The 26,950-nt window shown below is 64.6% G+C and carries 20 protein-coding genes and 7 pseudogenes; 18 read left to right on the forward strand and 9 right to left on the reverse strand.

The window, feature by feature from the left end; genetic code table 11:
* Window positions 1-356 precede the first annotated feature (356 nt).
* The 4 genes and pseudogenes from CKW46_RS10290 (at window position 357) to CKW46_RS10305 (ending at window position 4,982) form a co-directional block, all read left to right on the forward strand.
* Window positions 357-1,560 (forward strand): annotated as a pseudogene (locus CKW46_RS10290) (ISAs1-like element IS2404/ISMul1 family transposase).
* Between the two features lie 184 nt (window positions 1,561-1,744).
* Window positions 1,745-2,539 carry a universal stress protein gene (locus CKW46_RS10295; protein WP_117436745.1) on the forward strand — a complete coding sequence of 265 codons (795 nt, stop codon included), beginning with the start codon at window positions 1,745-1,747 and terminating at the stop codon, window positions 2,537-2,539.
* A gap of 23 nt (window positions 2,540-2,562) precedes the next feature.
* A complete protein-coding gene (dosR, locus tag CKW46_RS10300) occupies window positions 2,563-3,213 on the forward strand; it encodes a hypoxia response regulator transcription factor DosR/DevR (RefSeq protein WP_011740390.1) in 651 nt (216 codons plus the stop codon).
* An 11-nt stretch (window positions 3,214-3,224) separates the two neighbouring features.
* The gene (locus CKW46_RS10305) at window positions 3,225-4,982 is read left to right on the forward strand and encodes a GAF domain-containing sensor histidine kinase (protein ID WP_015354970.1); all 1,758 of its coding nucleotides are present in this window, start codon (window positions 3,225-3,227) and stop codon (window positions 4,980-4,982) included.
* Here the strand turns inward: CKW46_RS10305 and CKW46_RS10310 are convergent.
* The gene (locus CKW46_RS10310; protein WP_012393359.1) at window positions 4,962-5,960 is read right to left on the reverse strand and encodes an Acg family FMN-binding oxidoreductase; all 999 of its coding nucleotides are present in this window, start codon (window positions 5,958-5,960) and stop codon (window positions 4,962-4,964) included. The two genes, CKW46_RS10305 and CKW46_RS10310, sit on opposite strands and share 21 nt — an antisense overlap.
* 191 nt (window positions 5,961-6,151) lie before the next feature.
* Here CKW46_RS10310 and CKW46_RS10315 point away from each other — a divergent pair.
* Together CKW46_RS10315 and CKW46_RS10320 are read left to right on the forward strand one after the other, a co-directional pair.
* A pseudogene (locus tag CKW46_RS10315) lies at window positions 6,152-7,539 on the forward strand (WS/DGAT/MGAT family O-acyltransferase).
* 2 nt (window positions 7,540-7,541) lie between these two features.
* Window positions 7,542-7,958 carry a group III truncated hemoglobin gene (locus tag CKW46_RS10320; protein WP_015354972.1) on the forward strand — a complete coding sequence of 139 codons (417 nt, stop codon included), beginning with the start codon at window positions 7,542-7,544 and terminating at the stop codon, window positions 7,956-7,958.
* Between the two features lie 82 nt (window positions 7,959-8,040).
* Here CKW46_RS10320 and CKW46_RS10325 read toward each other — a convergent pair whose 3' ends face one another.
* Both CKW46_RS10325 and CKW46_RS10330 read right to left on the reverse strand, forming a co-directional pair.
* On the reverse strand, window positions 8,041-8,469 hold the full coding sequence (locus CKW46_RS10325) for a pyridoxamine 5'-phosphate oxidase family protein (protein ID WP_011740385.1): 429 nt from the start codon (window positions 8,467-8,469) through the stop codon (window positions 8,041-8,043).
* A 4-nt stretch (window positions 8,470-8,473) separates the two neighbouring features.
* Window positions 8,474-9,475, reverse strand: coding sequence for an Acg family FMN-binding oxidoreductase (locus CKW46_RS10330; protein WP_482053123.1), 1,002 nt, complete (start codon window positions 9,473-9,475; stop codon window positions 8,474-8,476).
* A gap of 151 nt (window positions 9,476-9,626) precedes the next feature.
* On the opposite strand from CKW46_RS10330, the pseudogene CKW46_RS10335 reads away from it, so the two are divergent.
* From CKW46_RS10335 to CKW46_RS10345, 3 genes and pseudogenes are all read left to right on the forward strand, one after another.
* Window positions 9,627-10,981 (forward strand): annotated as a pseudogene (locus tag CKW46_RS10335) (HNH endonuclease signature motif containing protein); the annotation flags it as partial.
* A gap of 45 nt (window positions 10,982-11,026) precedes the next feature.
* Window positions 11,027-11,230, forward strand: coding sequence for a hypothetical protein (locus CKW46_RS10340; RefSeq protein WP_015354976.1), 204 nt, complete (start codon window positions 11,027-11,029; stop codon window positions 11,228-11,230).
* Between the two features lie 10 nt (window positions 11,231-11,240).
* Window positions 11,241-12,834, forward strand: a pseudogene (locus CKW46_RS10345) (FAD-binding oxidoreductase).
* Here the strand turns inward: CKW46_RS10345 and CKW46_RS10350 are convergent.
* Window positions 12,835-14,205, reverse strand: a complete 1,371-nt coding sequence (locus CKW46_RS10350; RefSeq protein WP_020732280.1) for an FAD-dependent oxidoreductase — start codon at window positions 14,203-14,205, stop codon at window positions 12,835-12,837.
* 133 nt (window positions 14,206-14,338) lie between these two features.
* Between CKW46_RS10350 and prfB the strand changes: the two genes are divergently transcribed.
* From prfB to smpB, 6 genes are all read left to right on the forward strand, one after another.
* Window positions 14,339-15,454 carry a peptide chain release factor 2 gene (prfB, locus tag CKW46_RS10355; protein ID WP_012393367.1) on the forward strand — a complete coding sequence of 372 codons (1,116 nt, stop codon included), beginning with the start codon at window positions 14,339-14,341 and terminating at the stop codon, window positions 15,452-15,454.
* The gene (locus CKW46_RS10360; RefSeq protein ID WP_482053124.1) at window positions 15,444-16,349 is read left to right on the forward strand and encodes a mechanosensitive ion channel family protein; all 906 of its coding nucleotides are present in this window, start codon (window positions 15,444-15,446) and stop codon (window positions 16,347-16,349) included. The genes prfB and CKW46_RS10360 overlap by 11 nt, the downstream gene beginning before the upstream one ends.
* A gap of 83 nt (window positions 16,350-16,432) precedes the next feature.
* Window positions 16,433-16,933 carry an Rv3103c family proline-rich protein gene (locus tag CKW46_RS10365; RefSeq protein WP_011740378.1) on the forward strand — a complete coding sequence of 167 codons (501 nt, stop codon included), beginning with the start codon at window positions 16,433-16,435 and terminating at the stop codon, window positions 16,931-16,933.
* 44 nt (window positions 16,934-16,977) lie between these two features.
* On the forward strand, window positions 16,978-17,667 hold the full coding sequence (ftsE, locus tag CKW46_RS10370) for a cell division ATP-binding protein FtsE (RefSeq protein WP_011740377.1): 690 nt from the start codon (window positions 16,978-16,980) through the stop codon (window positions 17,665-17,667).
* On the forward strand, window positions 17,668-18,561 hold the full coding sequence (ftsX, locus tag CKW46_RS10375) for a permease-like cell division protein FtsX (protein WP_012393370.1): 894 nt from the start codon (window positions 17,668-17,670) through the stop codon (window positions 18,559-18,561).
* 2 nt (window positions 18,562-18,563) lie between these two features.
* Window positions 18,564-19,070 carry an SsrA-binding protein SmpB gene (smpB, locus tag CKW46_RS10380; protein WP_117436738.1) on the forward strand — a complete coding sequence of 169 codons (507 nt, stop codon included), beginning with the start codon at window positions 18,564-18,566 and terminating at the stop codon, window positions 19,068-19,070.
* A gap of 33 nt (window positions 19,071-19,103) precedes the next feature.
* Here smpB and CKW46_RS10385 read toward each other — a convergent pair whose 3' ends face one another.
* The 5 genes and pseudogenes from CKW46_RS10385 to CKW46_RS10405 all read right to left on the reverse strand — a co-directional run.
* Window positions 19,104-19,973 (reverse strand): hypothetical protein, encoded by an 870-nt coding sequence (locus CKW46_RS10385; RefSeq protein WP_482053125.1) that lies wholly within the window; start codon window positions 19,971-19,973, stop codon window positions 19,104-19,106.
* Window positions 19,970-20,278, reverse strand: a complete 309-nt coding sequence (locus CKW46_RS10390) for a hypothetical protein (protein ID WP_252872499.1) — start codon at window positions 20,276-20,278, stop codon at window positions 19,970-19,972. Before CKW46_RS10390 ends, CKW46_RS10385 begins: the two co-directional genes overlap by 4 nt.
* A 153-nt stretch (window positions 20,279-20,431) precedes the next feature.
* Window positions 20,432-21,634, reverse strand: a pseudogene (locus CKW46_RS10395) (ISAs1-like element IS2404/ISMul1 family transposase).
* A 142-nt stretch (window positions 21,635-21,776) separates the two neighbouring features.
* Window positions 21,777-22,671: pseudogene (locus CKW46_RS10400) on the reverse strand (ISAs1-like element IS2404/ISMul1 family transposase); the annotation flags it as partial.
* A 141-nt stretch (window positions 22,672-22,812) separates the two neighbouring features.
* Window positions 22,813-23,439 (reverse strand): annotated as a pseudogene (locus CKW46_RS10405) (putative alpha/beta hydrolase); the annotation flags it as partial.
* A 344-nt stretch (window positions 23,440-23,783) separates the two neighbouring features.
* Here CKW46_RS10405 and CKW46_RS10410 point away from each other — a divergent pair.
* From CKW46_RS10410 to CKW46_RS10420, 3 genes are read left to right on the forward strand one after another with little or no spacing between them, the layout of a single operon-like run.
* Window positions 23,784-25,019, forward strand: coding sequence for an ATP-binding protein (locus CKW46_RS10410; RefSeq protein WP_252872250.1), 1,236 nt, complete (start codon window positions 23,784-23,786; stop codon window positions 25,017-25,019).
* Window positions 25,019-26,047: a tetratricopeptide repeat protein gene (locus CKW46_RS10415; RefSeq protein WP_015354985.1), complete on the forward strand. Its 1,029-nt coding sequence runs from the start codon at window positions 25,019-25,021 to the stop codon at window positions 26,045-26,047. The genes CKW46_RS10410 and CKW46_RS10415 overlap by 1 nt, the downstream gene beginning before the upstream one ends.
* Before the next feature lie 24 nt (window positions 26,048-26,071).
* A complete protein-coding gene (locus tag CKW46_RS10420; protein ID WP_015354986.1) occupies window positions 26,072-26,917 on the forward strand; it encodes a maleylpyruvate isomerase family mycothiol-dependent enzyme in 846 nt (281 codons plus the stop codon).
* Window positions 26,918-26,950: the final 33 nt, after the last annotated feature.

The raw sequence follows: 26,950 nt of genomic DNA on the forward strand, positions 1-26,950 counted from the left end.
CCCCGGGCGTGCCCCGCCATCGCGGTTGGGCCGGTGTTGGGAACTGACCCATTGCCAACCTACCGGGCCGTGATGCATGCTTGTGCACCGGAAGTCGCCAGGCGATGTTTATTGCCGCGTGATTGCACCGTCATTGCGTTCCGCCAGTTGGCGATGAACGTAATTCTCGGGTGTCTGTGGAGCGCTCATGCGTGGATGAGACACGGGAACCCCCAGGGCTCCGGCGTTGTTGATTAGCAGGCTTGTGAGCTGGGTTGATGATCTTTGGTGCCGCGCTATTGGGGCCGGAGTGTAGGCACGGGCTATCTGGAGAACGATCGAGTTGGTTACTGTTCGTCGTTGGTCTGGAGTTGCCCGTGCCTACCGTTTCAGTATTGCCTGTGTCGTCGGTTCCAGAGGTGTTCGACCGCTGGAGTCCTGGTGAGCGCAGCGAGCTCATCGGATCGGAGTTTCTCGATGTGTTGGCCTCGGTGCCAGACCCGAGGGACCCACGCGGTCGGAGGTATTCGCTGATGGCTTTGTTGGCGATCGCGGTTCTGGCCACTGCCGCGGGGATGCGCGGCTATGCTGGTTTTGCCACATGGGCGGCCACCGCTCCCGATGATGTGTTGGCCTAATTAGGGGTCCGGTTCCGGCGGCCCAGTGAGAAGACCTTCCGCGCTGTTTTGTCTCGGCTAGACCCCGCCGACCTCAACGCCAGGATGGGCAGTTACTTCACTGCACACGTGGCCAGCAGCGACCCCAGTGGATTGGTGCCGATCGCGTTGGACGGCAAGATGCTGCGTGGTGCCTTTACGCGCCAAAGCGACAGCCACGCATCTCGTGTCGGTGTTCGCCCACCGTGCCCGATTGGTGCTCGGTCAACTCGCTGTCGCCGAGAAAAGCAATGAAATTCCCTGCGTACGTGCCCTGCTCACGCTGCTGCCGGGTAGCTTGCGGTGGCTGGTCACCGTGGATGCGATGCATACCCAGGTCGTCACCGCGAAGTTGATCTGCGCCACCTTGAAGTCGCACTACCTGATGATCGTCAAGTCCAACCAAGCCAAAATACTTGCGCGTATCACCGCGCTGCCCTGGGCCGAGGTGCCCGCAGCCGCTACCGACGACTCCCGCGGCCACGGCCGTGTCGAGACCCGCACCCTGCAAATCATCACCGCTGCACGAGGAATCGGCTTCCCCTACGCAAAACAAATCATCCGGATCACTCGTGAACGTTTGATCACCGCCACCGACCAGCGCAGCGTGGAGGTGGTCTATGCCATCTGCAGCCTGCCGTTCGAGCACGCCCGCCCTACCGCGATCATGACCTGGATGCGTCAACACTGGGGAATCGAGAACAGCCTGCACTGGATACGCGACGTCACCTTCGACGAAGACCGTCAAAGGGCACATACCGGAAACGGCGCACAGGTCCTAGCAACGCTACGCAACACCGCGATCAATCTGCACCGCCTCAACGGCGCCGACAACATCGCCGAAGCCTGCCGGATCACCGCTTTGACCGCCAACCGCCGCCTAGACCTCCTCAATCCACAATTCCCCAGCTCACAAGCCTGCTAATCAACAACGCCGGAGCCCTGCGGGAACCCCCAATTCGTCTGTTGTCGCTTTAGTAGCTGTGTTCTCACTACGGCCGGATTCGTAGGGACCAATGGCACTGGAATCGGGACCAACGCCTCTGGGAACTCTGGCCCGCCGCCGATAACGTATTGACTAGCCGAGCGGCCCAGTAGAGGAGGCCACGATGAGCAACCAGGCAGCCCCGGCAATCGTCGTCGGTATCGATGGATCGCGGGCGTCCACCCATGCGGCTGTGTGGGCAGTCGATGAGGCGGTCAGCCGCGATATCCCCGTGCGCTTGGTGTACATCATCGATCCCGCGCAGGCTCCTGCCGGTGATCGAGATGGCCGGCAAAGCGCCGCGCGCGCGGCGCTGTTCGACGTTCAGCGCGCCGTCGAGGCAACCGGACAACCGGTCAAGATCGAAACCGAGATTCTGTGGGGACGGCCGCTTACCAAGCTGCTGGAGGAGTCTCGCACGGCGGTAATGGTCTGTGTCGGGTCGATCGGACTCAACCACGCACGCCGGGGCGAGGGCTCGGTGGCGGGAACTCTGGCCGGTTCGGCGTTGTGCCCGGTGGCCGTCATTCAGTCACCCGCGGGTGCTGCGGGGGCGCCCAAGGTCGGCGAAGTCGTCGCGGAAGTGGACAACGGCTCGGTGCTACGGCATGCATTCGAGGAGGCCAGGCTGCGCAATGTCCCATTACGGGCCATCTCCTCACGCGTTGCCACAGGTCACGGGAGTGAGGACGGAAACCGTTTGGCGACAGCGCAACTGACCCGGCGGCTGATCCGATGGACACGGCTATACTCCGATGTTCGGGTGGAGTCGGCGATCATCGCCGGACATGCCTGCCGCTACATGGCTGCCAATGCCAAGCCGGACGAACTGTACGTCACGGATTCGCACGCAGCCCAGGTGTGCAGCGTGTACGGCGCTGGATGCTCGGTCCTGACGGTCCGTAGCGGCAACCTGTAGGCAGCAGAGCGGGGAGTGGTCCGTTGGTAACGGTCTTCTTGGTCGATGATCATGAGGTGGTGCGGCGCGGCCTGATCGACCTGCTCGACGCCGATCCCCAACTTGACGTCGTCGGTGAGGCGGGTTCGGTGTCGGAGGCGATGGCCAGGATTCCCGCGGCCAATCCCGACGTCGCGGTGCTCGACGTCAGGTTGCCCGACGGAGACGGCATCGAACTGTGCCGTGACCTGTTGTCTCGCATGCCGAATCTGCGCTGTCTGATCCTCACGTCCTACACCTCCGATGAGGCGATGCTGGATGCCATCCTGGCGGGAGCCAGCGGATATGTTGTCAAGGACATCAAGGGGATGGAATTGGCTCGAGCCATCAAAGAGGTCGGTGCGGGGCGCTCGCTGTTGGACAACCGTGCCGCGGCCGCACTGATGTCCCGATTGCGCGGCGTTGTCGAGAGGCCGGACCCGCTGTCCGGCCTTACCGATCAGGAGCGGACGTTGCTGGGGTTGCTCAGCGAGGGGCTCACCAACAAGCAGATCGCCGACCGGATGTTCCTGGCCGAGAAGACGGTGAAGAACTACGTTTCGCGGCTGCTGGCCAAACTGGGGATGGAGCGCCGGACGCAGGCCGCGGTGTTCGCCGCGGAGTTGAAGCGCGCGCGCTCGGCAGGCCATCGATAGGCGGCGCGGCCATGACCGACGAACCACATCCGCAGGATGCAGGTCCATCCCTGGGCGTGCCCTCAGGTGACGGTCTACGTCCGTTGCGCCTCACGCTGTCTCAGCTGCGGCTGCGTGAGCTGCTGGTCGAGGTGCAGGAACGGGTCGAGCAGATCGTCGAGGGCCGCGACCGTCTCGACGGACTGGTGGAGGCTATGCTCGTGGTCACCTCGGGCCTGGAGTTGGACGCCACCTTGCGCACGATCGTGCACTCGGCCACCAATCTTGTCGACGCTCGATATTGCGCCCTGGAGGTGCACGATCGGGATAAGCGCGTGTTGCAGTTCGTCTATGAGGGCATCGACGAGGACACGGTTGCCCGTATCGGCCACCTGCCCGAGGGCCTGGGCATCATCGGTCTTCTCATCGATGAGCCCAAACCCCTACGGCTGGAAGATATTTCCCAGCACCCGGCCTCGATCGGCTTTCCGTCGCATCACCCGCCGATGCGGACCTTCCTCGGGGTTCCGGTTCGGGTGCGCGACGTGTCGCTGGGCACCCTGTACCTGACCGACAAGACCAACGGGCAACCGTTCAGCGACGACGACGAATTGCTGGTACAGGCACTGGCGGCGGCGGCCGGTATCGCAATCGCCAACGCGCGCCTCTACGAACAGGCCAAAGCGCGACAGGCGTGGATCGGGGCCACCCGTGACATCGCCACCGAACTGTTGTCCGGCACCGAACCGGCGAGTGTGTTTCGGCTCGTCGCCGAGGAGGCGCTCAAGCTCACGTCGGCCGACGCCGCGCTGGTGGCCATTCCCGTCGATGAGGACGTGCCCGCTTCCGAGGTGGCACAGCTACTGGTGATTGAAACGGTTGGCAATGCGGTGGCTGCGGCCGAGGGGTGCACCATCGCGGTAGCAGGTACCGCCCTGGCGGAGGTCTTGCTCGACAGCGCTCCACGGCAAGTCGACAAGATCGCTGTCGAGGATGTGGACGAACTGGGCGACATGGGTCCGGCGCTGGTCCTGCCGCTGCGCGCCACCGATGCCGTGGCAGGTGTCGTGGTGCTGCTGCATCCCAGCAGTCCGGAGTCGGTCACCGAAGAGCAGCTGGAGATGATGGCCGCCTTTGCCGACCAGGCCGCGCTGGCCCTGCAGCTCGCCACCTCGCAGCGGCGAATGCGCGAACTTGACGTGATGACCGAGCGTGATCGCATCGCACGCGACCTCCACGATCACGTGATTCAGCGGTTGTTCGCCATCGGTCTGGCGTTGCAGGGCAGTGTGCCGCGAACGCGTGAACCAAAAGTGCAGCAACGGCTTTCAGAAGTGATCGATGACCTGCAGGGGGTGATCCAGGAAATCAGAACGACCATCTTCGACCTGCATGGGTCATCGCAGGGCGTCACTCGGTTACGGCAGCGAATCGATGCCGCCGTCGCTGCGTTCGGCAGCTCGGGATTGCGCACCACCGTCCAATTCATCGGGCCGCTGTCGGTGGTTGACAACGTGCTCGCCGACCACGCCGAGGCGGTGGTCAGGGAAGCGGTCAGCAACGCGGTCCGGCACGCGCAGGCCACCACCTTGACCGTTCGGGTCAAGGTCGACGACGACTTGTGCATCGAGGTCAGTGACAACGGGCGCGGGATGCCCAAGACGTACACCAGTAGCGGGCTGACGAATCTGCGGCGGCGCGCCCAGGAGGCTGGCGGCCAGTTCACCATCGAAAGCCCGGCCGCCGGCGGCGGAACGTTGTTGCGCTGGTCAGCCCCGCTCATCCAATAGTTGTTCGGGCCATTCGACCACCCGGGAAAGGTTGCGACGCGGCGTCGCCGGCAGTGGATCGGCATTGATCGGTGCCCAACCGACTCGCAGCAGCATTTGCGGGTAGGCACTGCCGCCGAACACATCCTTGCGAATCGCTTGGCGGGTCTTGTGGACCTCCAGCGGTTCGGTGATGGGACAGGAGGCCAACCCCATCGCCGTCGCGGTCAACAGGACAGCGCTGGTCGCCTCGCCCGCGCGAAGTCTTGATGCCCGGTCATCTTCCTCGGTGCCCAGCGCCAGGATCACGGCGCTGTCGGCGGCCGGTGAGACCCCCGACGGCTGGGCCAGCCCCGGCCCAGCGAAAAGGCGTCCGGGAATCGGGGCGTCCTGATCCGATGGGGGCGTATTGCGGGCCGGAACTCCGGCTACCGCGCCGTATCGTCCACTCCACGTGGTGAGTTCGCGCATGTACTCGTCATTGGTGGCGTGGTCCCAGACCGCCTGCGCCACAACTTCGCGCATCTTGTCCAGCGCTTCGACCTGGCGCAGCGCTACGTCGCAGCGGGCTACCCGGGCCGCCATCTGGGCGATGTCGCCGGCGGCCACTGGCCAGGAACTGTAGGCCCGCCGGTCCGTTCGCCGCCGCGGGATGGCCGCCGCAAGCGCGATGTCGCCCTGATCCGGTGGCTTCGCCTGCAGCTCGAGGCTCGCCAGATGACGGGAGTTGTCCGGGTCGGGAATGCGGGTCACCGTGGCTTGCCAGCCCATCGACGCCAGGGCGACGACGCAGTGATGCAGTGCGACGCCGCAGCTGATGATCAGGTCGCGGCCGTCCGGGTCGGTGCTGTGCAGCTGCATATCCGGTTCGGAGAAGAGCTCCAAACTTCTCGAGGTGACCTGCCAGCGCCACGGCTGCGTGTTGTGAATGGACGGTGCGCGGGTGGCCAGCGTGAGGACCGTTCGCAGGGTGCCCACGTCTGGGAATTGGGCGTTCATCGCTGCCTTTCCGGTCAGACAAGCCGTCCCATCGCTGTCATACGTCAAGGATCGGTGTGCGACCTCTGATCGTGGCAGAGGATGAAGCCACCGGCAACGAGGGACCTTTGGCCCTGCTCCGGGCCGTGGCCGCACCGGAATAGTGGTACTGCGGGTTGCAGATAAACCGCGGGAGGTTGGGAAGAGCGCTCATGAACCATCTGACGACGCTCGATAGCGGGTTCCTCAAGACCGAAGATGTGGACCCGCGGGTGAGTCTGGCGATCGGTGGCCTGGCCGTCATCGAGGGGCCGGTACCCGAGCAGCATGACCTGGTGTCGGTGTTCTCCGAGCGGATCCGCGCCTGTCCGCGGTTTGCCCAACGACTGCGTCGGTACCCGTTCGACCTCGGCGCACCACAGTGGGTGGATGACCCCGACTTCGACATCGCCCGGCACGTGCGGCGCGTGGCGCTGCCCCACCCCGGCGATGATGATGCGCTGTACCGGCTGGTTGCCGACGTGATGGCGCGGCGCCTGGACCGCGATCGGCCGCTGTGGGAACTCTGGGTTATCGAGGGCCTCGCCGGAGAGCGGTGGGCGATGCTGACAAAGGTGCACCACTGCATGGCCGACGGGATCGCGGCAACCCACATACTTACCGGGCTATGCGACCGCGATGGTGGCGGCGCGGCTGACGGTTCGGCCCGCTGCCGCGCCGCGCAGCGGCCGAAAACGGCCGCCGCCCGCCCCCGCAGCGGGCTGAGTGGGCTGTGGAATGCGCCCGCCGCGATCGCTTCAGGGGTGGTCCGCCTGGCCCAAGGGTCGGGCGAACTTGTCACCGGCCTGCTGACCCCGGCGGCGTCGGCGCTGACCGGGCCGCTCAGCGACCTGCGCCGGTTCAGCGGGGCTCGGGTGCCGATGGCCGACCTCGAACTGGTTTGTGAGACATTCGACGTCACCATCAACGACGTTGCGCTGGCTGCCATTACCGAGAGTTACCGCAACGTGCTGCTGGCGCGGGGCCAGCAGCCGCAGCAGGGTTCGTTGCGAACACTGGTGCCGGTTTCGGTGCGGGCAGACAACGCCTTCGACAAGACCGACAATCGGGTCTCGGCGATGTTGCCGAACTTGCCCGTGGACGAGGAGGATCCGGTTCAGCGGTTGCGCAAGGTGCATGCCCGGTTGGGGCAAACCAAGGCCAGCGGCCAGCCCCAGCCGGAAACCTGTTCCTATCTCTGGCTGATCGCATCCCGTTCGCACTGACCGCCTGGACCGTTGGCGTCTTGATGCGGCTACCGCAACGCGGAGTCGCAACGGTGGCGACGAATGTGCCCGGGCCACGCCAACCACTGCAGATCATGGGTCGGCCAGTGGCCGCGGTATTCCCGGTGCCGCCGCTGGCGATGCACCTGCGCACCGGCGTCGCGATGCTCAGCTACTCCGACGACCTGTACTTCGGCATTCTCACCGACTACAACGCGGTTGCAGATGTGGATCAGCTGGCGCGGGGGATCGAAGCCGCGGTGGCCCGGCTGGTGGCGATCAGCAAGCGGCGCAAGGCCCGTCGCGCTCGCGGACCGTTGTCACTGGTGGTGTGAGGATGGGCGATTCTGCTAGCGACCTGGCAAACCGCACCGATGTCGCGGCACTGTTGCGCCGGTTCTACGGTCGAGCCTTGGACGACGAGGTGTTGGCGGAGCCGTTTACCGAACTGCGGTCGAGCGGACTGGACTCGCACCTTCCGGTCATGTGCGACTTCTGGGAGACGGTGTTGTTCCGTGCCGGTCGTTATCGTGGTAGCGCGCTGACGGCCCACCGGGATCTACACCGCCAGACCCCGCTGCGCGCCCGCCATTTCGTCCGCTGGCTGACCATTTGGAATGACACCGTCGATGCGATGTATCGCGGGCCGGTGGCCGAGCATGCGAAAGTTCAGGCCGCCAGGATCGCCTGGGCGATGCATCGCCGGCTCAACGGAGTGGATGCCCTCGAACTCGACGCACTCGTCGGCCGCTGAGGTCACGCCCCCCCGAGCGTCACGCCAGAGTGACGCTCCATGCCGAACGCCACGCTGGCGTGACGCTCGGCGCAGAAGGGGGTCAGGCGAAGGTGTCGTTGCGGTCTGGCTCCGGGCCGAACTTGAAGTGCCGTCCGGTGATTCCGGTCGGGATCACCCGCACGTAGTGCAACTTCAAGGTCGGGATCCACGGTGACAGTTTGGCGCGCTCTGCTTTTTGCACCTCCGCGTCGGTTCTCAGTACCTGAGCGCGACCCTTGACGATCACACTCCAGCCTTCGGTGTCGCTGTGATCGTCAGCTTCAAAGGCGACCGGGCTACTCGTCACGGCGAGAAACAGTTTGGTGCCCTCGGCGGTGCGGAACAGCACGGTGCGATCCTGCACCACGTAGTTGACCGGGAAGATCTCCGGCTCGCCGGCGATGCTGGTGACCAACCGGCCCAGCGCCGCGCTGCTCAGCAGCTTCCAGCTTTGATCGTCAGACAGAAACGTGACTGGTCGGTCGGGCATCGTTTCAACCTTTCTCGGGCTTCTGGCGAACTTCAAAAATACTGTCTAGTCCTCGCCGCGGCGTCGGAGCGGGAATTTCTTCGATCAGCGGAGTGATCCCAGCGCGGATCAAGACTTGCGGCTGGCCGCGTCGGCCGATCAGGTCGGCGACGATGTCGCGGCTTTCGTTCGACTCGATCAGATGCGTCAAGGTGCACGTTGCCATTCCGGCCATGGTGCATTCGAGCAGAACGCTGGACAACACCTCACCGCACCGCAATACGTCGGCCCGAGTGTCGCCGGGGGTGGATAGAACAAGGATTTTCGACCAGTCCGAGGTGATTTCGGGCCGGCGGTCCTGGTGACTGCGAACCGGAAAATCGCGGCTCAGGTCTACCCGCTGGCGCTCGGTGTCGGAAGCGAGCGCCAGCGGTGGCACGCCATCGGTCAGCACGAACGGTGAAGTCCACCAATCCAGTTCGGCATGATAGGACAAGTCATCGCGCCGTAGCGCCGCGCTGAGGTGCGACGCTTGCACCAGTTGTGGCCGTTGCTCGTCGGTGAGCACGTCGAGCATCGCGATGTCGTTGTCGATGGTGTTCCTCAGCACCCCTTCAAACAGGTCCCAGTAGCGGGGACGGTCAAACGCAAGTCGATCGGTGCGCCGTTGCAGGATCGACTCGGCCCGTTTGAGTTCGGTCTCGGTGACTTCCTCGATGGGACGGAAGTCGACCGTGGCCAGATGGTTGGGGTCATCGGGGGTGGGGAAGCGGGTGATGCTGGGTTGCCAGCCCGCCGCCGTCATGGCTACGCCCAGATGGTCGAGCACCGCCCCGCAGCTGATGAGGGTTTCCCGGCCGGAATGGTCTGTGGCGGGAACGGTTCGGCCGCGATCGGCGAACAGGTGAACAGCCACGACCTCGGAACTGGAATCGCGGTCGCGGTCGGCCACCCACCGCCACGGTTGGCTGTTGTGTACCGATGGCGCCCGGCAGGCCAGCAGCACTGCGGTTTTGAGCACCTCCATGTCCACACCCTCGAGGCTACGGACGGCCTGGAGCGGCTGGCTAGGGTCATTCGTCATTCAGCGCAAATACCTTGTGCCACTGTGCGTTCAGGGTGGAGTTGCTGCTCGCTCGGGCTCTGATTCTGTCGGTGGCCGCTCGTATTATTCGAACATGAGTTCGATTAACCGGGAAGGGGTTGTTGCGGCTTTCGACGCGCTCGATGCGGTGATGACGCGGCTGCAGGACTTGTGTTTTGACGGGTTGACGACGCCGGAGCGGTTGGCGTTGTTGCAGCGTTGTGAGGTTGCGCGGCGTCGGTTGCCCAGCATCGAGCATCCGCTGATCAATCAGCTGGGGGAGCAGGCCGGTGAGCAGGAGTTGGGTGGGAAACTGGCGGCGGTGTTGGCCGGTCGGTTACGGGTCAGTCGCGGGGAAGCCAGTCGGCGGCTGGGGGAGGCCGCTGATCTGGGTCCGCGCCGGGCGTTGACGGGCGAACAGCTGGCGCCGTTATTGAGTGCGACCGCCTCCGCGGTGCGTCAGGGGCGTATCGGTGCGGGTCATGTGCGGGTGATCCGGGAGTTCTGTGGCCAGGTGCCCGCCGAGGTGGACCTAGAGACCCGCGAGCGCGCCGAAGCGCATCTGGCGCGGTTGGCGGGGCAGTTCCGCCCCGATCAGTTGGCCAAATTGGCGCAGCGGTTGATGGATTGTGTGAATCCCGATGGTCGCTATAGCGATGAGGATCGGGCGCGGCGACGCGGCTTGACTCTGGGGCGGCAGGGACGCGACGGGATGTCGCGGATCAGCGGCTGGCTGACCCCGGAAGCGCGGGCGGGGTTGGATGCGGTGCTGGCCAAGCTGGCGGCCCCGGGGATGTGCAACCCCGATGACGAGAGTCCGGTGGTGCAAGCCCCGGCCGGTGCGGACGCCGTGAGTCGTGATCGGCGTTCGGTTGGGCAGCGTCACCATGATGGGCTCAACGCTGCGGTGCGGGCGTTGGTGGCCTCAGGAGACTTGGGCCAGCACAACGGGTTACCTGCCTCCATCATCGTGACGACCACCCTTGGTGAGCTGCAAAGGGCCTGCGGTCGGGGGCTGACCGGGGGCGGCACCGTGTTGCCGATATCGGATGTGATCCGGTTGGCCCGTCACGCGCATCACTATCTGGCGGTGTTTGATCGGGGCAAGGCGGTGGGGCTGTATCACGCCAAACGGCTGGCCACTGCGGGGCACGCCTGGTGTTGTATGCCAAAGACCGTGGTTGCACCCGTCCGGGCTGTGATGTGCCGGGCTATCAATGCGAGGTGCATCATGTCGCCGCGTGGGCCACCAGCGGGCGCACCGACATCGATCAACTCACTCTGGCCTGCGGGCCTGACCACAAACTGCTCGAGCAGGGCTGGCGCACTCGCAAGAACGCCCACGGTGATACCGAATGGCTGCCACCGCCGCACCTCGACCATGGACAGCCAAGAACCAACACCTACCACCACCCCGAAAAACTGCTCCGCGACAGCGCAGCCGACGAAGGCGAAGAGGGGGTTGATCGCGCCGTTGTCTGGCATGCTGAACCCATGGCAGGCAAGGAAATCGATCGGGTCCGCGCGACGAGCGCGCTGGCGGTGATCAAGCAGCACCCCGCAACGGTGCTGTTCGTGTTGTCGCCGGCGCTGGCACTGTTGGCTGTCATCTGGTGGCTGGCTGGTGCCGGTTGGGCAATCGCCGCGGCCCTGGTGGTGCTGGTCGTCGGTGTTGCCGTCGTGGTCCGCAAACGCTGATCGCGCCACGATGCGGTCATGGTGGGGTTGGGGCAACGTCGAGGATGCTCTGACCGAGGCGGAGACGCACGCGTTGTTATCGCGCGTATCGGCGTTGCTTCCCGGCCATGACCTTTCCGATCATCAGCCGCCGGACCCGGCCGCGCTCGCGCTGCCCGCGGCCCGGGTCAGCCCGCCGGAATCGCTGGCGGGGATCTGCTCGTCCGATCCGATAGATCGTGCGGGTCATGCGCGCGGCAAGGCTTTTCGCGACGTCACCCGCAACCTGCTGGGCCACCTCGACCATGTGCCCGACCTGATCGCGCGGCCGCGCAGCGAACAGGACGTTGTCGATGTGCTGGATTGGTGTACCCGAGAACAGATTCCGGCGATCCCATACGGTGGTGGCAGCTCGGTGGTCGGCGGTGTCGAGCCGCGCTTCGATCAGCCGGCGGTCACGGTGGACATCGGTGCACTGGGTGCGGTGCTCGAGATCGACAGGGTGAGTCGGGCGGCACGGATCCAGGCGGGCGCGCTGGGGCCCTCGATCGAAGATCAGCTCCGCCCGCACGGTCTCACGTTGCGCCATTTCCCGCAGTCCTTCGGATTCTCCAGCCTGGGCGGCTGGCTTGCCACTCGCGCGGGCGGGCACTTCGCGACGCTCTACACCCACATCGACGACTTGACCGAATCCATGCGGGTGGTCAGTCCGGCGGGAGTCGGCGAGTCGCGGCGGCTGCCGGGCTCGGGTTCGGGGCCCTCTCCGGACCGGATGTTCCTCGGTTCCGAGGGCACCCTGGGCATCATCACCGAGGCGTGGATGCGGTTGCAGGACCGCCCGCGATGGCAGCTCACCGCATCGGTCGAGTTCGACGATTGGGCGGGGGCGGTCACCGCGACCCGCGCCATCGCGCAAGCGGGCCTCTATCCGACGAACTGCCGGCTGCTGGATCCGGCCGAGGCGTTCCTCAACACCGGTACCGCGGTCAGCGGCGGCCTGCTGGTGCTGGCTTTTGAATCGGCCGATCATCCGATCGACCCGTGGCTGGACCGGGCGGTGGAGATAGCCGCCGGCTACGGCGGCACCGTGACCGCACGGCGTGGACGCGAGACCCGCCAAGCCGCCGCGGCGCAGAGTGGCTCTGACGTCTCTCAGGCATGGCGTTCGGCGTTCCTGCGGATGCCCTACCAGCGCGACGCTCTGGCCCGGCGCAGTGTGATCGCCGAAACCTTCGAAACCGCATGCACCTGGGACGGATTCGACGCCCTGCACGCCGCCGTCACCGACGCGGCCCGCGCGGCGATCGAGCGGGTCTGTGGCGTCGGGTTGGTGACCTGCCGCTTCACCCACGTCTATCCGGATGGTCCGGCCCCCTATTACGGCGTCTACGCGGCGGGGCGCTGGGGATCCCTGGATGCGCAATGGGGACGAGATCAAGGCAGCCGTTTCGGAAGCGATCAGCACGACCGGCGGCACCATCACCCACCACCACGCCGTCGGCCGCGATCACCGGCCCTGGTATGACCGGCAGCGCCCCGATCCCTTTATGGCGGCGTTGCGCGCGGCCAAGACCGCACTGGACCCGGCCGGGATTCTCAACCCCGGGGTGCTTCTCGACCGTTGATCAGGCGTGCCCGATGCGCAGCATCTCGGTCACGTTCGGCAGTTTCACGCGCGGACGTCCGAGGGCCTCGCCGGCGGCTCGTTCGAAGTGGTCAATGGATTTCCAGTGCTCGGCGGTGACCAGCTCCGGCTGGCGTGAACTCAGCCAGTCGGCAAGGTCGGCGGTGTGGCTGCTGGGGAACGTGTTGAGCTCGGCGGCCGTCAGGTCGGCCATCAAGGTGTCGACGGTGTCCTGGGAATCTTTCTTGTTGGTCCCGATCACCCCGGTCGGTCCGCGCTTGATCCAGCCCACGACGTACTCGTTGCTGCTGCCTTGCACCCGGCCGGCGGTGTTGGGGATGATCCCGCGTTTCTGGTCAAACGGCAGCCCGGGGGTGGGGACCCCGCGGTAGCCAACCGATCGCACGACCAGCTGAACCGGCAGTTCCTCTCGCTCTCCGGTGTCCTTGGCTGACACCCACCCGTCCTCATCGGTAACGAGTTCGTTGTGGCCGAGCACGATCTGCTCCACCCGGTCGGTGCCTTTGATTTCGACCGGCGAAGTCATGAACTTGAACACGATTCGGCGGTGACCTGGACGTGGTGCGCGCTCGGTGTAGCCGCGCAACACCTTGATGTTCTGCTTGATCCCCTTGCCGGCCGCCTCCGCATCCGCGTCGCTGATGCCCTCCAGCTGGGCCGGGTCAACCACCACGTCGACCCCTTCGAGCTCACCGAGCTCGCGCAACTCCAGAGTCGTGAATGCGGCCTGCAGCGGCCCGCGCCGACCGATGATCACCACTTCCTCGACCCCGCGCGGGCGCAGTGAGTCCAGTGCGTGGTCGGCGATGTCGGTGAGGGCCAACACTTCGGGATCGGTGACCAGGATCCTGGCTACGTCGATCGCGACGTTGCCGTTGCCGATGACGACGGCGCGACGGCCCGACAGATCCGGTGTCGAGTGTTCGAAGTTCGGATGCGCGTTGTACCAGCCGACGAAATCGACGGCGGCCACGCTGCCGGGCAGGTTCTCCCCGGGGATGTTGAGCGGCTTGTCGGATTGGGCCCCGATGGCGTAGATGACGGCGTCATAGCGTTCGGTCAGCTCGGCGGTGGTGACGTGTTCGCCCACCACCACGTTGCCGAAGAATCGGACGCGAGGGTCTTCGGCGGTCTTCTCGAACTGTTTGCTGATCGACTTGATCTTGGGGTGGTCGGGGGCGACGCCGGAACGCACGAGTCCCCACGGGGTCGGCAGCATCTCGAGTATGTCGACGGCCACCTCGATCTCGTCGGAGGAGTCGGCTGCCTTCAGCAGCGACGCTGCGGCGAAGAACCCCGACGGCCCGGAACCGACGACGGCGACGTGGTATGGACGTTGGTTTTGCGGCATGGTTCTGCCCTCTGTTCGTGCCCGGCTGCGCGCAGGGGGTACATGGGCTGACAGCGTCGCAGTCGCGCGGTGCACATGATCGTCTCCTGATGCTAGACGCTGATGCCAGCGACTACCGGTAACCTTGTCGGCTGTGGAACCCGACCGTCAAGCCGAGATCGCTGCCCTCGACTCCGCCCTGACCACGGTGGAGCGGGTGCTCGACGTCGAAGGTCTGCGCAGTCGCATCGAGAAGCTCGAGCACGAGGCGTCCGACCCGAAGCTCTGGGACGACCAAACCCGAGCCCAGCGTGTGACCAGTGAGTTGTCTCACACCCAGGGGGAGTTGCGGCGGGTCGAGGAGCTGCGAAGGCGTCTCGAGGACCTGCCGGTGCTCTACGAGCTCGCCGCCGAGGAAGAGGGCGCCGCGGCCGGAGAAGCGCTGGCCGAGGCGGACGCCGAGTTCAAGGCGTTGCGTGCCGACATCGAGGCCACCGAGGTGCGCACCCTGCTTTCCGGCGAGTACGACGAGCGTGAGGCGCTGGTCACCATTCGCTCCGGCGCAGGGGGAGTCGACGCCGCGGACTGGGCCGAAATGTTGATGCGGATGTATGTCCGGTGGGCCGAGCAGCACAAGTACCCCGTTGAGGTGTTCGACACCTCCTACGCCGAGGAAGCCGGGATCAAAAGCGCCACGTTCGCCGTGCACGCGCCGTTTGCCTACGGCACGCTGTCGGTCGAGCAGGGCACCCACCGGCTGGTGCGGATCAGCCCGTTCGACAATCAGAGCCGCAGACAGACGTCGTTCGCCGAGGTCGAAGTGCTGCCGGTGGTGGAGACCACCGATCACATCGACATCCCCGAAGGCGATGTGCGGGTCGATGTCTACCGGTCCAGTGGCCCGGGCGGGCAGTCGGTGAACACCACCGACTCGGCGGTTCGACTGACCCACATCCCGACCGGCATCGTGGTCACCTGCCAGAACGAGAAGTCGCAGCTGCAGAACAAGGTGGCGGCGATGCGGGTTCTTCAGGCAAAGTTGTTGGAGCGCAAGCGTATAGAAGAACGCGCTGAGCTCGACGCATTGAAAGGCGACGGCGGTAGCTCGTGGGGCAACCAAATGCGCTCCTACGTGCTGCACCCCTACCAGATGGTCAAGGATCTGCGAACCGAGTACGAGGTTGGTAATCCGGCGACCGTGCTAGACGGAGACATTGACGGATTCCTGGAAGCAGGGATCCGGTGGCGCAACCGGAAAGATGACGACTAACACCACAGCTTTTGCCCTGGCAACATTCTCGCCGGCCCAGTATTGGCACGACTTCTGGCGCGGGCAGATCGGCGAATGGATCATCACCCGCGGTCTGCGCATCGTCATGGTGCTGATCGCGGCGGTACTGGCCGCGCGCTTCGTGACCTGGGTTGCTAAGCGAGTGACTCAGCGCCTCGACCTGGGGTTCACCGAAAGCGACGCGCTCGTGCGATCGGAGGTCTCCAAGCACCGCCAGGCGGTGGCGTCGGTGATCTCCTGGGTCTCGATCGTCCTGATTTACGTCATCGTCCTGTACGAGATCGTCGACATTCTGCCGTTTCCGGTCGGGTCGTTGGTAGGGCCGGCCGCGGTGCTGGGTGCGGCGCTGGGCTTCGGCGCCCAGCGCCTGGTGCAGGACCTGCTCGCGGGGTTCTTCATCATCGTCGAGAAGCAATACGGGTTCGGCGACCTGGTGGAGCTCAGCATGGTCGGGTCACCGGAGAATGCGGCCGGCACGGTGGAGGAGGTCACGCTGCGTGTGACCAAGCTGCGATCCAGCGACGGTGAGGTGTACACCGTTCCCAACGGCAACATCGTCAAGTCGATCAACCTGTCCAAGGACTGGGCGCGCGCGGTCATCGACATCCCGGTCCCGACCGGCGCCGACCTCAACCGCGTCAACGAGGTCTTGCACCGGGAATGCCAACATGCGCGCGAAGACGCCATCCTCGGCGACCTGTTGCTGGATGAGCCCACGGTAATGGGCGTGGAGAAACTCGAAATGGACACCGTCACGCTGCGGCTGGTGGCGCGCACGCTGCCCGGAAAGCAGTTCGCGGCGGGCCGGCAGTTGCGGGTGTTGGTGATCCGCGCGCTCACCGGCGCCGGGATCATCACCCCGGCCGACGCCTAGGCCGCGGTGGGGGTCATGGCTCACCCGGCCACCGTTAGTGGGGCAGCGGACGCACCTGCGGGAGCGGAGCAGCAGCGGTAGCGATGAAAATCACATTTGTTCCTACCCGCTTGCGGCGCAGCGGTCAGTCGAACGGCAACCGCAAGCGCGGTACGCCCCGTCAGTTGTTCGGCGGCCGGATCCGTCTGTCAACGGTGGTACTGATGGTGGCTTTCCTGGCGGTGTGGTGGCTCTATGACACCTACAACCCGCAGCACTCGGCTGGAAAGACCACACCCCCCAGCCAGGTGGTACCGCCGGGCTTGGTACCCGATCCGAACTACACCTGGGTGCCGCGCACCAGGGTGCAGCCACCGACCACGGCCACCCGGCCCACGCCCACCACCACATCGCCGACGCCGACTCCGACGCCGACCACGTCAACTCCGGTTCCCGGCCCCTCGGCGCCGCCGTGTCTGCTGCCGCCGCCGTTCTGTCCCGCCACTACGACCCCGCCAACACCGGTTCCGTCACCGTCGCAGACCCCTGAGCCGGAGCCGGGGCCGGTATCGTCGGGGCCGACTCCGACACCACCGGCCAGCTAATTTTCGCCTGCAGGCGAAGCGCACCGCTACACTGGCGTGCCGTGATGATCACCCTGGACCATGTCAGCAAGCAGTACAAATCGTCGGCGCGCCCGGCGTTGGATGACATCAATGTCAAGATCGACAAGGGTGAGTTCGTCTTCCTGATCGGTCCGTCGGGTTCGGGCAAGTCGACGTTCATGCGGTTGTTGCTGGCGGCGGAGACGCCGACATCCGGAGATGTGCGGGTGTCGAAGTTCCACGTCAACAAGCTGCGTGGTCGCAATGTGCCCAAACTGCGGCAGGTGATCGGTTGCGTTTTCCAGGACTTCCGGTTGCTGCAACAAAAGACGGTGTACGAAAACGTCGCGTTCGCCCTTGAGGTGATCGGCAAGCGTGCGGACGCGATCAATCGGGTGGTGCCCGATGTGCTCGAGACGGTCGGCTTGTCGGGCAAAGCCAACCGCCTGCCGCACGAGCTGTCCGGCGGCGAGCAACAGCGGGTCGCGATCGCCCGCGCCTTTGTCAACCGGCCGCTGGTGCTGCTGGCCGACGAGCCCACCGGCAACCTGGACCCAGATACCAGTAAGGACATCATGGATTTGTTGGAGCGAATCAACCGCACCGGGACGACGGTGCTGATGGCAACGCACGACCACCACATCGTTGACTCGATGCGGCAGCGGGTGGTCGAGTTGTCGCTGGGCAGGCTGGTTCGTGATGAACAGCGCGGTGTCTACGGGATGGATCGCTAAGTGCGCTTCGGCTTCCTGCTCAACGAGGTCCTGACCGGACTTCGTCGCAATGTCACCATGACGGTCGCCATGATCTTGACGACCGCGATCTCGATCGGCCTGTTCGGCGGTGGTCTGCTGGTGGTCCGCCTGGCGGAGAACTCGCGTGCCATCTATCTGGACCGCGTCGAAACCCAGGTGTTCCTCACCGACGACGTATCGGCCAACGATCCCAACTGCGATTCCGACCCGTGCAAGGCGTTGCGCGAGAAGATCGAAAAGCGCAAAGACGTCAAAGCGGTGCGATTCCTCAACCGCGCGCAGGCCTACGACGATGCCATCCGCAAGTTTCCGCAGTACAAGGACGTTGCGGGCAAGGATTCATTCCCGGCATCGTTCATCGTGAAGCTGGAGAACCCGGAGCAGCACAAGGACTTCGACTCCGCCATGCAGGGCCAGCCCGGGGTGCTCTCGGTGCTCAACCAGAAGGATCTGATCGACCGGTTGTTCGCGGTGCTGGACGGCTTGAGTAACGCCGCGTTTGCCGTGGCATTGGTCCAGGCCGTCGGTGCGATCTTGCTGATCGCCAACATGGTCCAAGTCGCCGCGTATACGCGGCGCACCGAAATCGGCATCATGCGATTGGTGGGGGCCAGCCGCTGGTATACCCAGCTGCCGTTTCTGATGGAGGCGATGCTGGCCGCGACGCTCGGGGTCGTCATCGCCATCGGCGGCCTGATATTCGTGCGGGCGATGTTCCTGGAAAACGCGTTGAACCAGTTCTACCAGGCCAATTTGATCGCCCGTATCGACTATGCCGACATCTTCTTCATCTCCCCGGCCCTATTGGCGCTGGGCGTTGCGATGGCCGGGGCCACGGCGTACGTGACGTTACGGCTATACGTGCGGCGGTAGCGATGGCAGCGCAGTCGAAGCAGGCGAAACCGTCCGGCAAGCAGGGTGGCAAGAAGATCATCGCCACCAATCGCAAGGCTCGGCACAACTACTCGATCATCGAGGTGTTCGAGGCCGGTGTCGCACTGCAGGGGACCGAGGTGAAGAGCCTGCGGGAGGGGCACGCGTCGCTGGTCGACGCCTTCGCCACCGTCGACGACGGCGAAGTCTGGCTGCGCAACCTGCACATCCCGGAGTACCTGCACGGCACCTGGACCAACCACGAACCGCGGCGCAACCGCAAGCTGCTGTTGCATCGCCGCCAGATCGACACCCTGTTCGGCAAGATTCGCGAAGGCAATTTCGCGCTGGTTCCGCTGTCGATGTATTTCCTCGACGGCAAGGTCAAGGTCGAACTCGCGTTGGCGCGCGGTAAGTACGCCCACGACAAGCGTCAGGACCTGGCCCGGCGTGATGCCCAGCGTGAGGTGATTCGCGAACTGGGTCGCCGGGCCAAGGGCATGGGCTGACTGGCGGTGCGACCGTAAGCGTCGCGTTTGGGCTCACGCCGGGTTTGCGATTGGCCAGCCGGGGTAGGGGTGTTGCGTCGGGAAATCGGAGCGCGGGTGGACTCCATCGGCTAGAAACACGCGCCGCTGGGGTGGGTCGGGTGCTTTGGTGACACACGCGTTGGTGTCGGCTTGCCTGGTTGGCCATTGCGGTGGGGCAAGCCGCAGGGTGTCGGTCGGTCCGTGGATGGCGTAGCCGACGATCCGCCAGCCGTCGAACACATCTGTTGTCGGTGCGGGGGCCGGCCCCCACTGAGGTGGCAACGGCGGGCTTGTGTCGGGTGCGGGGGCGGTCATTGCGACCCATTGCGCGAAAATGCCGCCGTCGGGATTGTGAGTGCCCAGAGGGTTGGTCGGATCGTTGCTGTATCGGCCATCTCCGATGTCGTAGGCGGTCCCGTAGTCCCATCCGCGGACCACGGCGGTGACCTGGCGGCCGGAGGTGTCGATACGCAGGATGTGGGAGCGGCCCGTACCTACGGCTGGATACGGGAGCGGACTGCTGTCGGGGCGTGGCTCAGGCCAGAGGTCTTGGGTGATGGGGGGTGGGTTCAGCGAATAGTCGGGCTCGGCTGGGTCGTTGGGTGCGACCGCGTGTTTGAACCCGCGGTAGACGTAGTCGATGTCGCCCATCTGGCTGGCAAGTGAGCGCGACTCCAGGTACGCGCGGATGACTACCGCAGGTCCGGTCACAAGGTCGATTCCCGGTTCCGCGCTCCACACTTCTCGTTCTTGTGCCAGCAGTCCGGTCCAGGGGACCTTTGATAGCGGCGGCGCGGGTTCCGAGTGACTGCAGCCGATGGCTGCCATCATGACAACGGGTAGCGTGGCCAGTGCTCGGGATACGCGACGTGTTGCGCTCATTTTTTCCATGGTTGTGGGTTGTGCACAACATTGTTGTAGTAGGTCGAAATATCGGAGTCGATCCGTGTCACCGTGTCGTTGCCGAGTGTCGGGCTTAGCGCGCTTGAAAGTACGCTGTCGGAGGCTTGCGGAGTATTCCTCTTGCGCCAATCCTCGTTCATCTCGGCATAGGTGGCAATTCGCATCGGGCCGTCAGGATGCTGCGGATCGACTGGGCGATATAGCTCCGGTTCCAATCCAGACAGCGGTTGGCCGGACGCCAGAAATCCGTCGAGCACCAGCCGCGGTGGGGTGGTGTGGGGCATGTCCGGAATCGACGTCGTGGTCGGCGCGGGACCGACGATGTCGTGCTCTATGGCCGAGCCGATGAGATTTGTTCCGCCGCCTACGATTCCCGCTCCGGGGATCGGCAGAGTGCCGACGCCGAAGGTGCCGCCCCAGGGCTCCGGCGTTGTTGATTAGCAGGCTTGTGAGCTGGGGAATTGTGGATTGAGGAGGTCTAGGCGGCGGTTGGCGGTCAAAGCGGTGATCCGGCAGGCTTCGGCGATGTTGTCGGCGCCGTTGAGGCGGTGCAGATTGATCGCGGTGTTGCGTAGCGTTGCTAGGACCTGTGCGCCGTTTCCGGTATGTGCCCTTTGACGGTCTTCGTCGAAGGTGACGTCGCGTATCCAGTGCAGGCTGTTCTCGATTCCCCAGTGTTGACGCATCCAGGTCATGATCGCGGTAGGGCGGGCGTGCTCGAACGGCAGGCTGCAGATGGCATAGACCACCTCCACGCTGCGCTGGTCGGTGGCGGTGATCAAGCGTTCACGAGTGATCCGGATGATTTGTTTTGCGTAGGGGAAGCCGATTCCTCGTGCAGCGGTGATGATTTGCAGGGTGCGGGTCTCGACACGGCCGTGGCCGCGGGAGTCGTCGGTAGCGGCTGCGGGCACCTCGGCCCAGGGCAGCGCGGTGATACGCGCAAGTATTTTGGCTTGGTTGGACTTGACGATCATCAGGTAGTGCGACTTCAAGGTGGCGCAGATCAACTTCGCGGTGACGACCTGGGTATGCATCGCATCCACGGTGACCAGCCACCGCAAGCTACCCGGCAGCAGCGTGAGCAGGGCACGTACGCAGGGAATTTCATTGCTTTTCTCGGCGACAGCGAGTTGACCGAGCACCAATCGGGCACGGTGGGCGAACACCGACACGAGATGCGTGGCTGTCGCTTTGGCGCGTAAAGCACCACGCAGCATCTTGCCGTCCAACGCGATCGGCACCAATCCACTGGGGTCGCTGCTGGCCACGTGTGCAGTGAAGTAACTGCCCATCCTGGCGTTGAGGTCGGCGGGGTCTAGCCGAGACAAAACAGCGCGGAAGGTCTTCTCACTGGGCCGCCGGAACCGGACCCCTAATTAGGCCAACACATCATCGGGAGCGGTGGCCGCCCATGTGGCAAAACCAGCATAGCCGCGCATCCCCGCGGCAGTGGCCAGAACCGCGATCGCCAACAAAGCCATCAGCGAATACCTCCGACCGCGTGGGTCCCTCGGGTCTGGCACCGAGGCCAACACATCGAGAAACTCCGATCCGATGAGCTCGCTGCGCTCACCAGGACTCCAGCGGTCGAACACCTCTGGAACCGACGACACAGGCAATACTGAAACGGTAGGCACGGGCAACTCCAGACCAACGACGAACAGTAACCAACTCGATCGTTCTCCAGATAGCCCGTGCCTACACTCCGGCCCCAATAGCGCGGCACCAAAGATCATCAACCCAGCTCACAAGCCTGCTAATCAACAACGCCGGAGCCCTGACCTCCACGCTGCGCTGGTCGGTGGCGGTGATCAAGCGTTCACGAGTGATCCGGATGATTTGTTTTGCGTAGGGGAAGCCGATTCCTCGTGCAGCGGTGATGATTTGCAGGGTGCGGGTCTCGACACGGCCGTGGCCGCGGGAGTCGTCGGTAGCGGCTGTGGGCACCTCGGCCCAGGGCAGCGCGGTGATACGCGCAAGTATTTTGGCTTGGTTGGACTTGACGATCATCAGGTAGTGCGACTTCAAGGTGGCGCAGATCAACTTCGCGGTGACGACCTGGGTATGCATCGCATCCACGGTGACCAGCCACCGCAAGCTACCCGGCAGCAGCGTGAGCAGGGCACGTACGCAGGGAATTTCATTGCTTTTCTCGGCGACAGCGAGTTGACCGAGCACCAATCGGGCACGGTGGGCGAACACCGACACGAGATGCGTGGCTGTCGCTTTGGCGCGTAAAGGCACCACGCAGCATCTTGCCGTCCAACGCGATCGGCACCAATCCACTGGGGTCGCTGCTGGCCACGTGTGCAGTGAAGTAACTGCCCATCCTGGCGTTGAGGTCGGCGGGGTCTAGCCGAGACAAAACAGCGCGGAAGGTCTTCTCACTGGGCCGCCGGAACCGGACCCCTAATTGGGCCAACACATCATCGGGAGCGGTGGCCGCCCATGTGGCAAAACCAGCATAGCCGCGCATCCCCGCGGCAGTGGCCAGAACCGCGATCGCCAACAAAGCCATCAGCGAATACCTCCGACCGCGTGGGTCCCTCGGGTCTGGCACCGAGGCCAACACATCGAGAAACTCCGATCCGATGAGCTCGCTGCGCTCACCAGGACTCCAGCGGTCGAACACCTCTGGAACCGACGACACAGGCAATACTGAAACGGTAGGCACGGGCAACTCCAGACCAACGACGAACAGTAACCAACTCGATCGTTCTCCAGATAGCCCGTGCCTACACTCCGGCCCCAATAGCGCGGCACCAAAGATCATCAACCCAGCTCACAAGCCTGCTAATCAACAACGCCGGAGCCCTGCGCCGGCCCCCCGAACCCGAGCCGGGTCGTATCCATCGGCGGCGAGGTTGGTCTGTCCTTTTTGCAGAATGTCTGAGTAGCAGTTTCGGATTGAGTGCAGTCGTCTCAGGGCGTCCTCTGTGTCGCGGATTGCATCGTCTTCACACGCCGTGATGATGGCATCGAGTGCGTTTCTATCCGCCGCGCTGAGGTGGGGGTCCTTTTCCATCTCCATCGCCTGCGCGATCAGGTCATCAAGGTCCTGCAACTGAATTTCGAGGGTGGCGATTCTTCCGGCAGCGCCTTTTTGCGCCTCAGCCAGCGCTGCGGCGACCTCCTCCAGATGGGCTCCGATCTGGGGCAACTGCTCGGATTGAGCGCCCAGCGCCTGGGCTGTGCGCTGCACCTCGGCGGAATCGTTGATGGGGTTCTCGCCGTTCTGGTGATTCCAGGCCGCTTCAAAGCGTCGGCGGGCTTGCTCAAACGTAACGTTCGACTCGGCAGTGCTGCGTCCCGCAGCGTGAAACGCGGTTGCCAAGTCGGAAATCTGAGTTGGGCGACCAGCCTGGAGGCTTTGGTTGATCGCCCAGGGATCACCTCCGGCATAGGCGACTAGCGCCGGGACGCTTATGTACCTAAGCTGCATTGCCCCACCTCGAGCGTGGCTGTCCGCGCGCTGGGATTGGTTCGTGCGCTCGGAATGGAACAAACCCGAATTGATCAGCATCGCCGTCCCTTCTCGGCCCGGGGACACAGGATACTGTCGCGAGCCGGGTGGTCAATTCGCTTGGCGATGGCCGGTCGTGCGGCGCTACGGGCGCATTTCGCTCCGGCCGGGTCGACCTGACACCATCGGCCCAAGAGACAACCCCAATAGACAGCACAGAGACCTGGATCTCGTTGTCGGTCGCTATCGAGGTGGGCGAACATGGACAAGGCATGGGCTGACTGGCGCGCACGCGCAAGCTGCGGTACGTACGGGAGATGGCGGTGACTGAAGACCCTGTGATTCGGGAGTTGTCCGCGGCGGTGGAGCGCAGCCCCGAGGTTGTCGAACTTCGGCTGCATCTGGCCGCGCTGTTTGCTGACAGGGGACGCCACGCGGAGGCGCTGGGGCATTGCAGTGCGGTACTTGCCAAGGACACCGCCAATGCGGAGGCGCTGAGCTTGTTGCAGCGTTGCAGCGCGGCGTTGGCAGCGCCTGTCGAGGTGGTGCCGGCGCAACAGCAACAGCACGCTCCCGACACTGCCGGCTTTGACTGGTCCAAGGCGGAAAAACAGGTCGCCGACATCATCGAGCCCGCATTCGTGGAGGCGCCCCCGGACGTCGTCGGCGAGGGCGATTTCGACGTGGTGCAGCGCAGCCAGGTCCGGTTGGCCGATATCGCCGGTATGGCCGATGCCAAACAGCAACTGGAGCTTTCACTGCTTGGGCCGCTACGCAACCCCGAGCTGATGAAGGCGTACAAGGTCTCCGCACGCGGTGGCCTGTTGTTATACGGCCCGCCCGGGTGTGGGAAAAGCTATCTGGCCAAGGCCGTTTCGGGGGAGCTGGGCGCCAGCTTCTACCAGGTGGGAATCGCAGATGTGCTGCATCGCTGGTTCGGGGACAGTGAACGCAGCATCCGCGCGGTCTTCGACAATGCCCGCCGCAACGCTCCGTGTGTGTTGTTCTTCGACGAAGTGGACGCGTTGGGGCATCGGCGTTCCGCGCTCAGCGGCAGTGCGGGTTTGCGCACGGTGGTCAACTCCATTCTCGAAGAACTCGACTCGGCGGCGTCCTCCAACGATGGCGTCTACGTGCTCGGGGCGACCAATGCGCCCTGGGACGTCGACCCGGCGCTGCGTCGGCCCGGCCGTTTCGATCGGATGATTTTTGTCGGCCTGCCCGACGCCGAAGCCAGGGCGGGCATCGTCCGCGTTCATCTGCGGGATCGGCCGGTCGCGGGGATCGATCCCCGGGCGATCGCCAACCGCACTGAAGGGTTTTCCGGCGCAGATCTGGCGCACATCTGTGACAGCGCAACCCAGATAGCGATGGCCGAATCGATGCGTGCCGGACAGGTTCGTCCGGTGATGATGGCAGACATCGACGCGGCCGCCGCACAGATCCGCCCCAGCACTGGGCCCTGGTTCGAGACCGCGCGCAATGTCGTCGAGTTCGCCAACAACGACGGAACCTACGACGACCTGGCAAAGTATCTGCGCCGTAGAAAGATTCGGTGATGCCAGGCCCCGCCGCCGATCAGCGCGACGAAGCCATCCACATCGCCAGCATCCACTGCGACACTGGGAATTACGAACGCGCCCGAGAGGTCTTGCGCAGTTCGTTGGCGCAAAACCCCAATGACCCGAACCTGTTGGCGCATCTGTCTCGGGCTGAATACCTGCTGGGCAACTACGACAATGCCGCGTGGAGCGCATACAGCGCGTTGGCGGCCGCGCCCGAATCGGAATTCGCCATGCGGCTCTACGCGGTATCCCTCGATCAGCTGGGGCGCAGCTGGGACGCCCTGTGCATGGCGTGGCGGGCGGTGCTGGCTCATCCCAATGAGCCCCTGGCGCATCGGACGTACGCGAGCTTATTGCAGAAGGCCTGGCAATTGCCCAACGCGCTCTATGCCATCGACCAAGCGTTACGGCTCGATCCCGGCAACGTCGACGCACACGTTCTGCGCGGCTCGATCTTGCACGACCTGCGCCGAATCGAGGAATCCACCGAGGCGTATCGAGCCGCATTGGCGCTGGACCCAGGCAACGCCGAGGCGCTCAACAATCTGGCTATCAACCGGCTTCGTCGGCGCAAATTTGCGCACGCGCTGCGCGGGTTTCTCGATGCGGCAGGCACCGACCCGGCCATAGGTGCGGTGGCCCGCCGGAACATCGGTGTGGTCCTGGAACGGGTGTTTCGCGGGGTGACGGTGGTTGCCGGGGTGCTCGCGTTCTTCGCCGCCATGGTGCTGAAGCTGAACGCCAAGGCGCAATCGACGGCGGGGCTGCGGGTGGTCACCGGAATTCTCACCGGGGTGCTGATCGTCGGGTTCATCTGGATGCTGCGCTCGGCGCCCCGTCGGGTACTGGCTTCGGCGTTGCGCGAACAGCGCCTGACCTATCTCCGGGTGCTGCACGCGCTACTGGCAGTGCTGGTCGGGGCGATTGCCACCATCTTGGCCTGGCCCGCCGGCATCATCCCGGTGTGCGGCCTGCTGATATTGAGCGGGCTGCTGTTGTTCTGGGTCGGCCTCAGCTACTGAAGCTGACCGGCCTAGTATCCGACCATGGCCTCCCGACCCCTTACTGAACTCGATAAATCCGACGTATTGGCTGGGTTGTTCGCCGTGTGGGACTCCATCGACGCGCTGCTGGACGGGCTGCCCGAGGCCGATTGGCAGGCTAAGAGCCCGCTGCCGGGTTGGGATGTCAAGGCCGTCGTGGCGCACCTGATCGGGACCGAGTCTTTCCTGATGGGCGTCGCCGCGCCCGAGCCCGACGTCGACGTTTCCGCGCTGGGGCACGTGCGCAACCCCATCGGGGTGATGAACGAGTACTGGGTGCGCCACCTGTGCGGGGAGTCCGGTGCCAGCCTGCTGGAACGTTTCCGCAACGTGACCGAGAAACGGCGCAAGGCTCTCACCGACCTTTCCAACGAAGAATGGAATGCCGCGACCACCACGCCGGCCGGACCCGACAGCTACGGGCGGTTCATGCGGATCCGTGCCTTCGACTGCTGGATGCACGAGCAGGACATCCGCCACGCGCTGCAGCAGGAATCGTCCGACGAGCAGCTTGCGGGGCCGGCTTCGCGCCTGTCCCTCGACGAGATCTCGACCTCGATGGGGTTTGTGGTCGGCAAGCTGGCCAAAGCTCCAGAGGGCTCACGCGTCCTATTCGAGCTGACCGGACCGCTGACCCGCGAGATCCGCGTCAACGTCGAGGGTCGTGCGCAGGTCGTCGACGACTTCGGGGGACAAGAACCGACCGCGACGATCCGGATCGACGGCCTGCAGTTCACTCGGCTCGCCGGTGGTCGCCCGAAGAGTCCGGCGCGCAGCCAGGACATCGAATTCGGCGGCGACAAGGACCTGGCCGCCCACATCGTCGAGCGTCTCAACTTCGTGATCTGATCGGGAACATAATTCGGTTGCCGCTGGTTTTTC

Origin of the sequence: Mycobacterium liflandii (assembly GCF_022354805.1) — a bacterium.
Taxonomy (GTDB): Bacteria; Actinomycetota; Actinomycetes; order Mycobacteriales; family Mycobacteriaceae; genus Mycobacterium; species Mycobacterium marinum.

Bases quoted from the DNA above. Each gene is read 5' to 3' on its own strand.
- CKW46_RS10295 (WP_117436745.1), top strand. From the start codon at position 1,745: ATGAGCAACCAGGCAGCCCCGGCAATCGTCGTCGGTATCGATGGATCG.
- CKW46_RS10305 (WP_015354970.1), top strand. From the start codon at position 3,225: ATGACCGACGAACCACATCCGCAGGATGCAGGTCCATCCCTGGGCGTG.
- CKW46_RS10310 (WP_012393359.1), bottom strand. From the start codon at position 5,960: ATGAACGCCCAATTCCCAGACGTGGGCACCCTGCGAACGGTCCTCACG.
- CKW46_RS10320 (WP_015354972.1), top strand. From the start codon at position 7,542: ATGGGCGATTCTGCTAGCGACCTGGCAAACCGCACCGATGTCGCGGCA.
- CKW46_RS10325 (WP_011740385.1), bottom strand. From the start codon at position 8,469: ATGCCCGACCGACCAGTCACGTTTCTGTCTGACGATCAAAGCTGGAAG.
- CKW46_RS10330 (WP_482053123.1), bottom strand. From the start codon at position 9,475: ATGGAGGTGCTCAAAACCGCAGTGCTGCTGGCCTGCCGGGCGCCATCG.
- CKW46_RS10340 (WP_015354976.1), top strand. From the start codon at position 11,027: ATGGCAGGCAAGGAAATCGATCGGGTCCGCGCGACGAGCGCGCTGGCG.
- CKW46_RS10350 (WP_020732280.1), bottom strand. From the start codon at position 14,205: ATGCCGCAAAACCAACGTCCATACCACGTCGCCGTCGTCGGTTCCGGG.
- CKW46_RS10360 (WP_482053124.1), top strand. From the start codon at position 15,444: ATGACGACTAACACCACAGCTTTTGCCCTGGCAACATTCTCGCCGGCC.
- CKW46_RS10365 (WP_011740378.1), top strand. From the start codon at position 16,433: ATGAAAATCACATTTGTTCCTACCCGCTTGCGGCGCAGCGGTCAGTCG.
- ftsE (WP_011740377.1), top strand. From the start codon at position 16,978: ATGATCACCCTGGACCATGTCAGCAAGCAGTACAAATCGTCGGCGCGC.
- smpB (WP_117436738.1), top strand. From the start codon at position 18,564: ATGGCAGCGCAGTCGAAGCAGGCGAAACCGTCCGGCAAGCAGGGTGGC.
- CKW46_RS10385 (WP_482053125.1), bottom strand. From the start codon at position 19,973: ATGAGCGCAACACGTCGCGTATCCCGAGCACTGGCCACGCTACCCGTT.
- CKW46_RS10390 (WP_252872499.1), bottom strand. From the start codon at position 20,278: ATGCCCCACACCACCCCACCGCGGCTGGTGCTCGACGGATTTCTGGCG.
- CKW46_RS10415 (WP_015354985.1), top strand. From the start codon at position 25,019: ATGCCAGGCCCCGCCGCCGATCAGCGCGACGAAGCCATCCACATCGCC.
- CKW46_RS10420 (WP_015354986.1), top strand. From the start codon at position 26,072: ATGGCCTCCCGACCCCTTACTGAACTCGATAAATCCGACGTATTGGCT.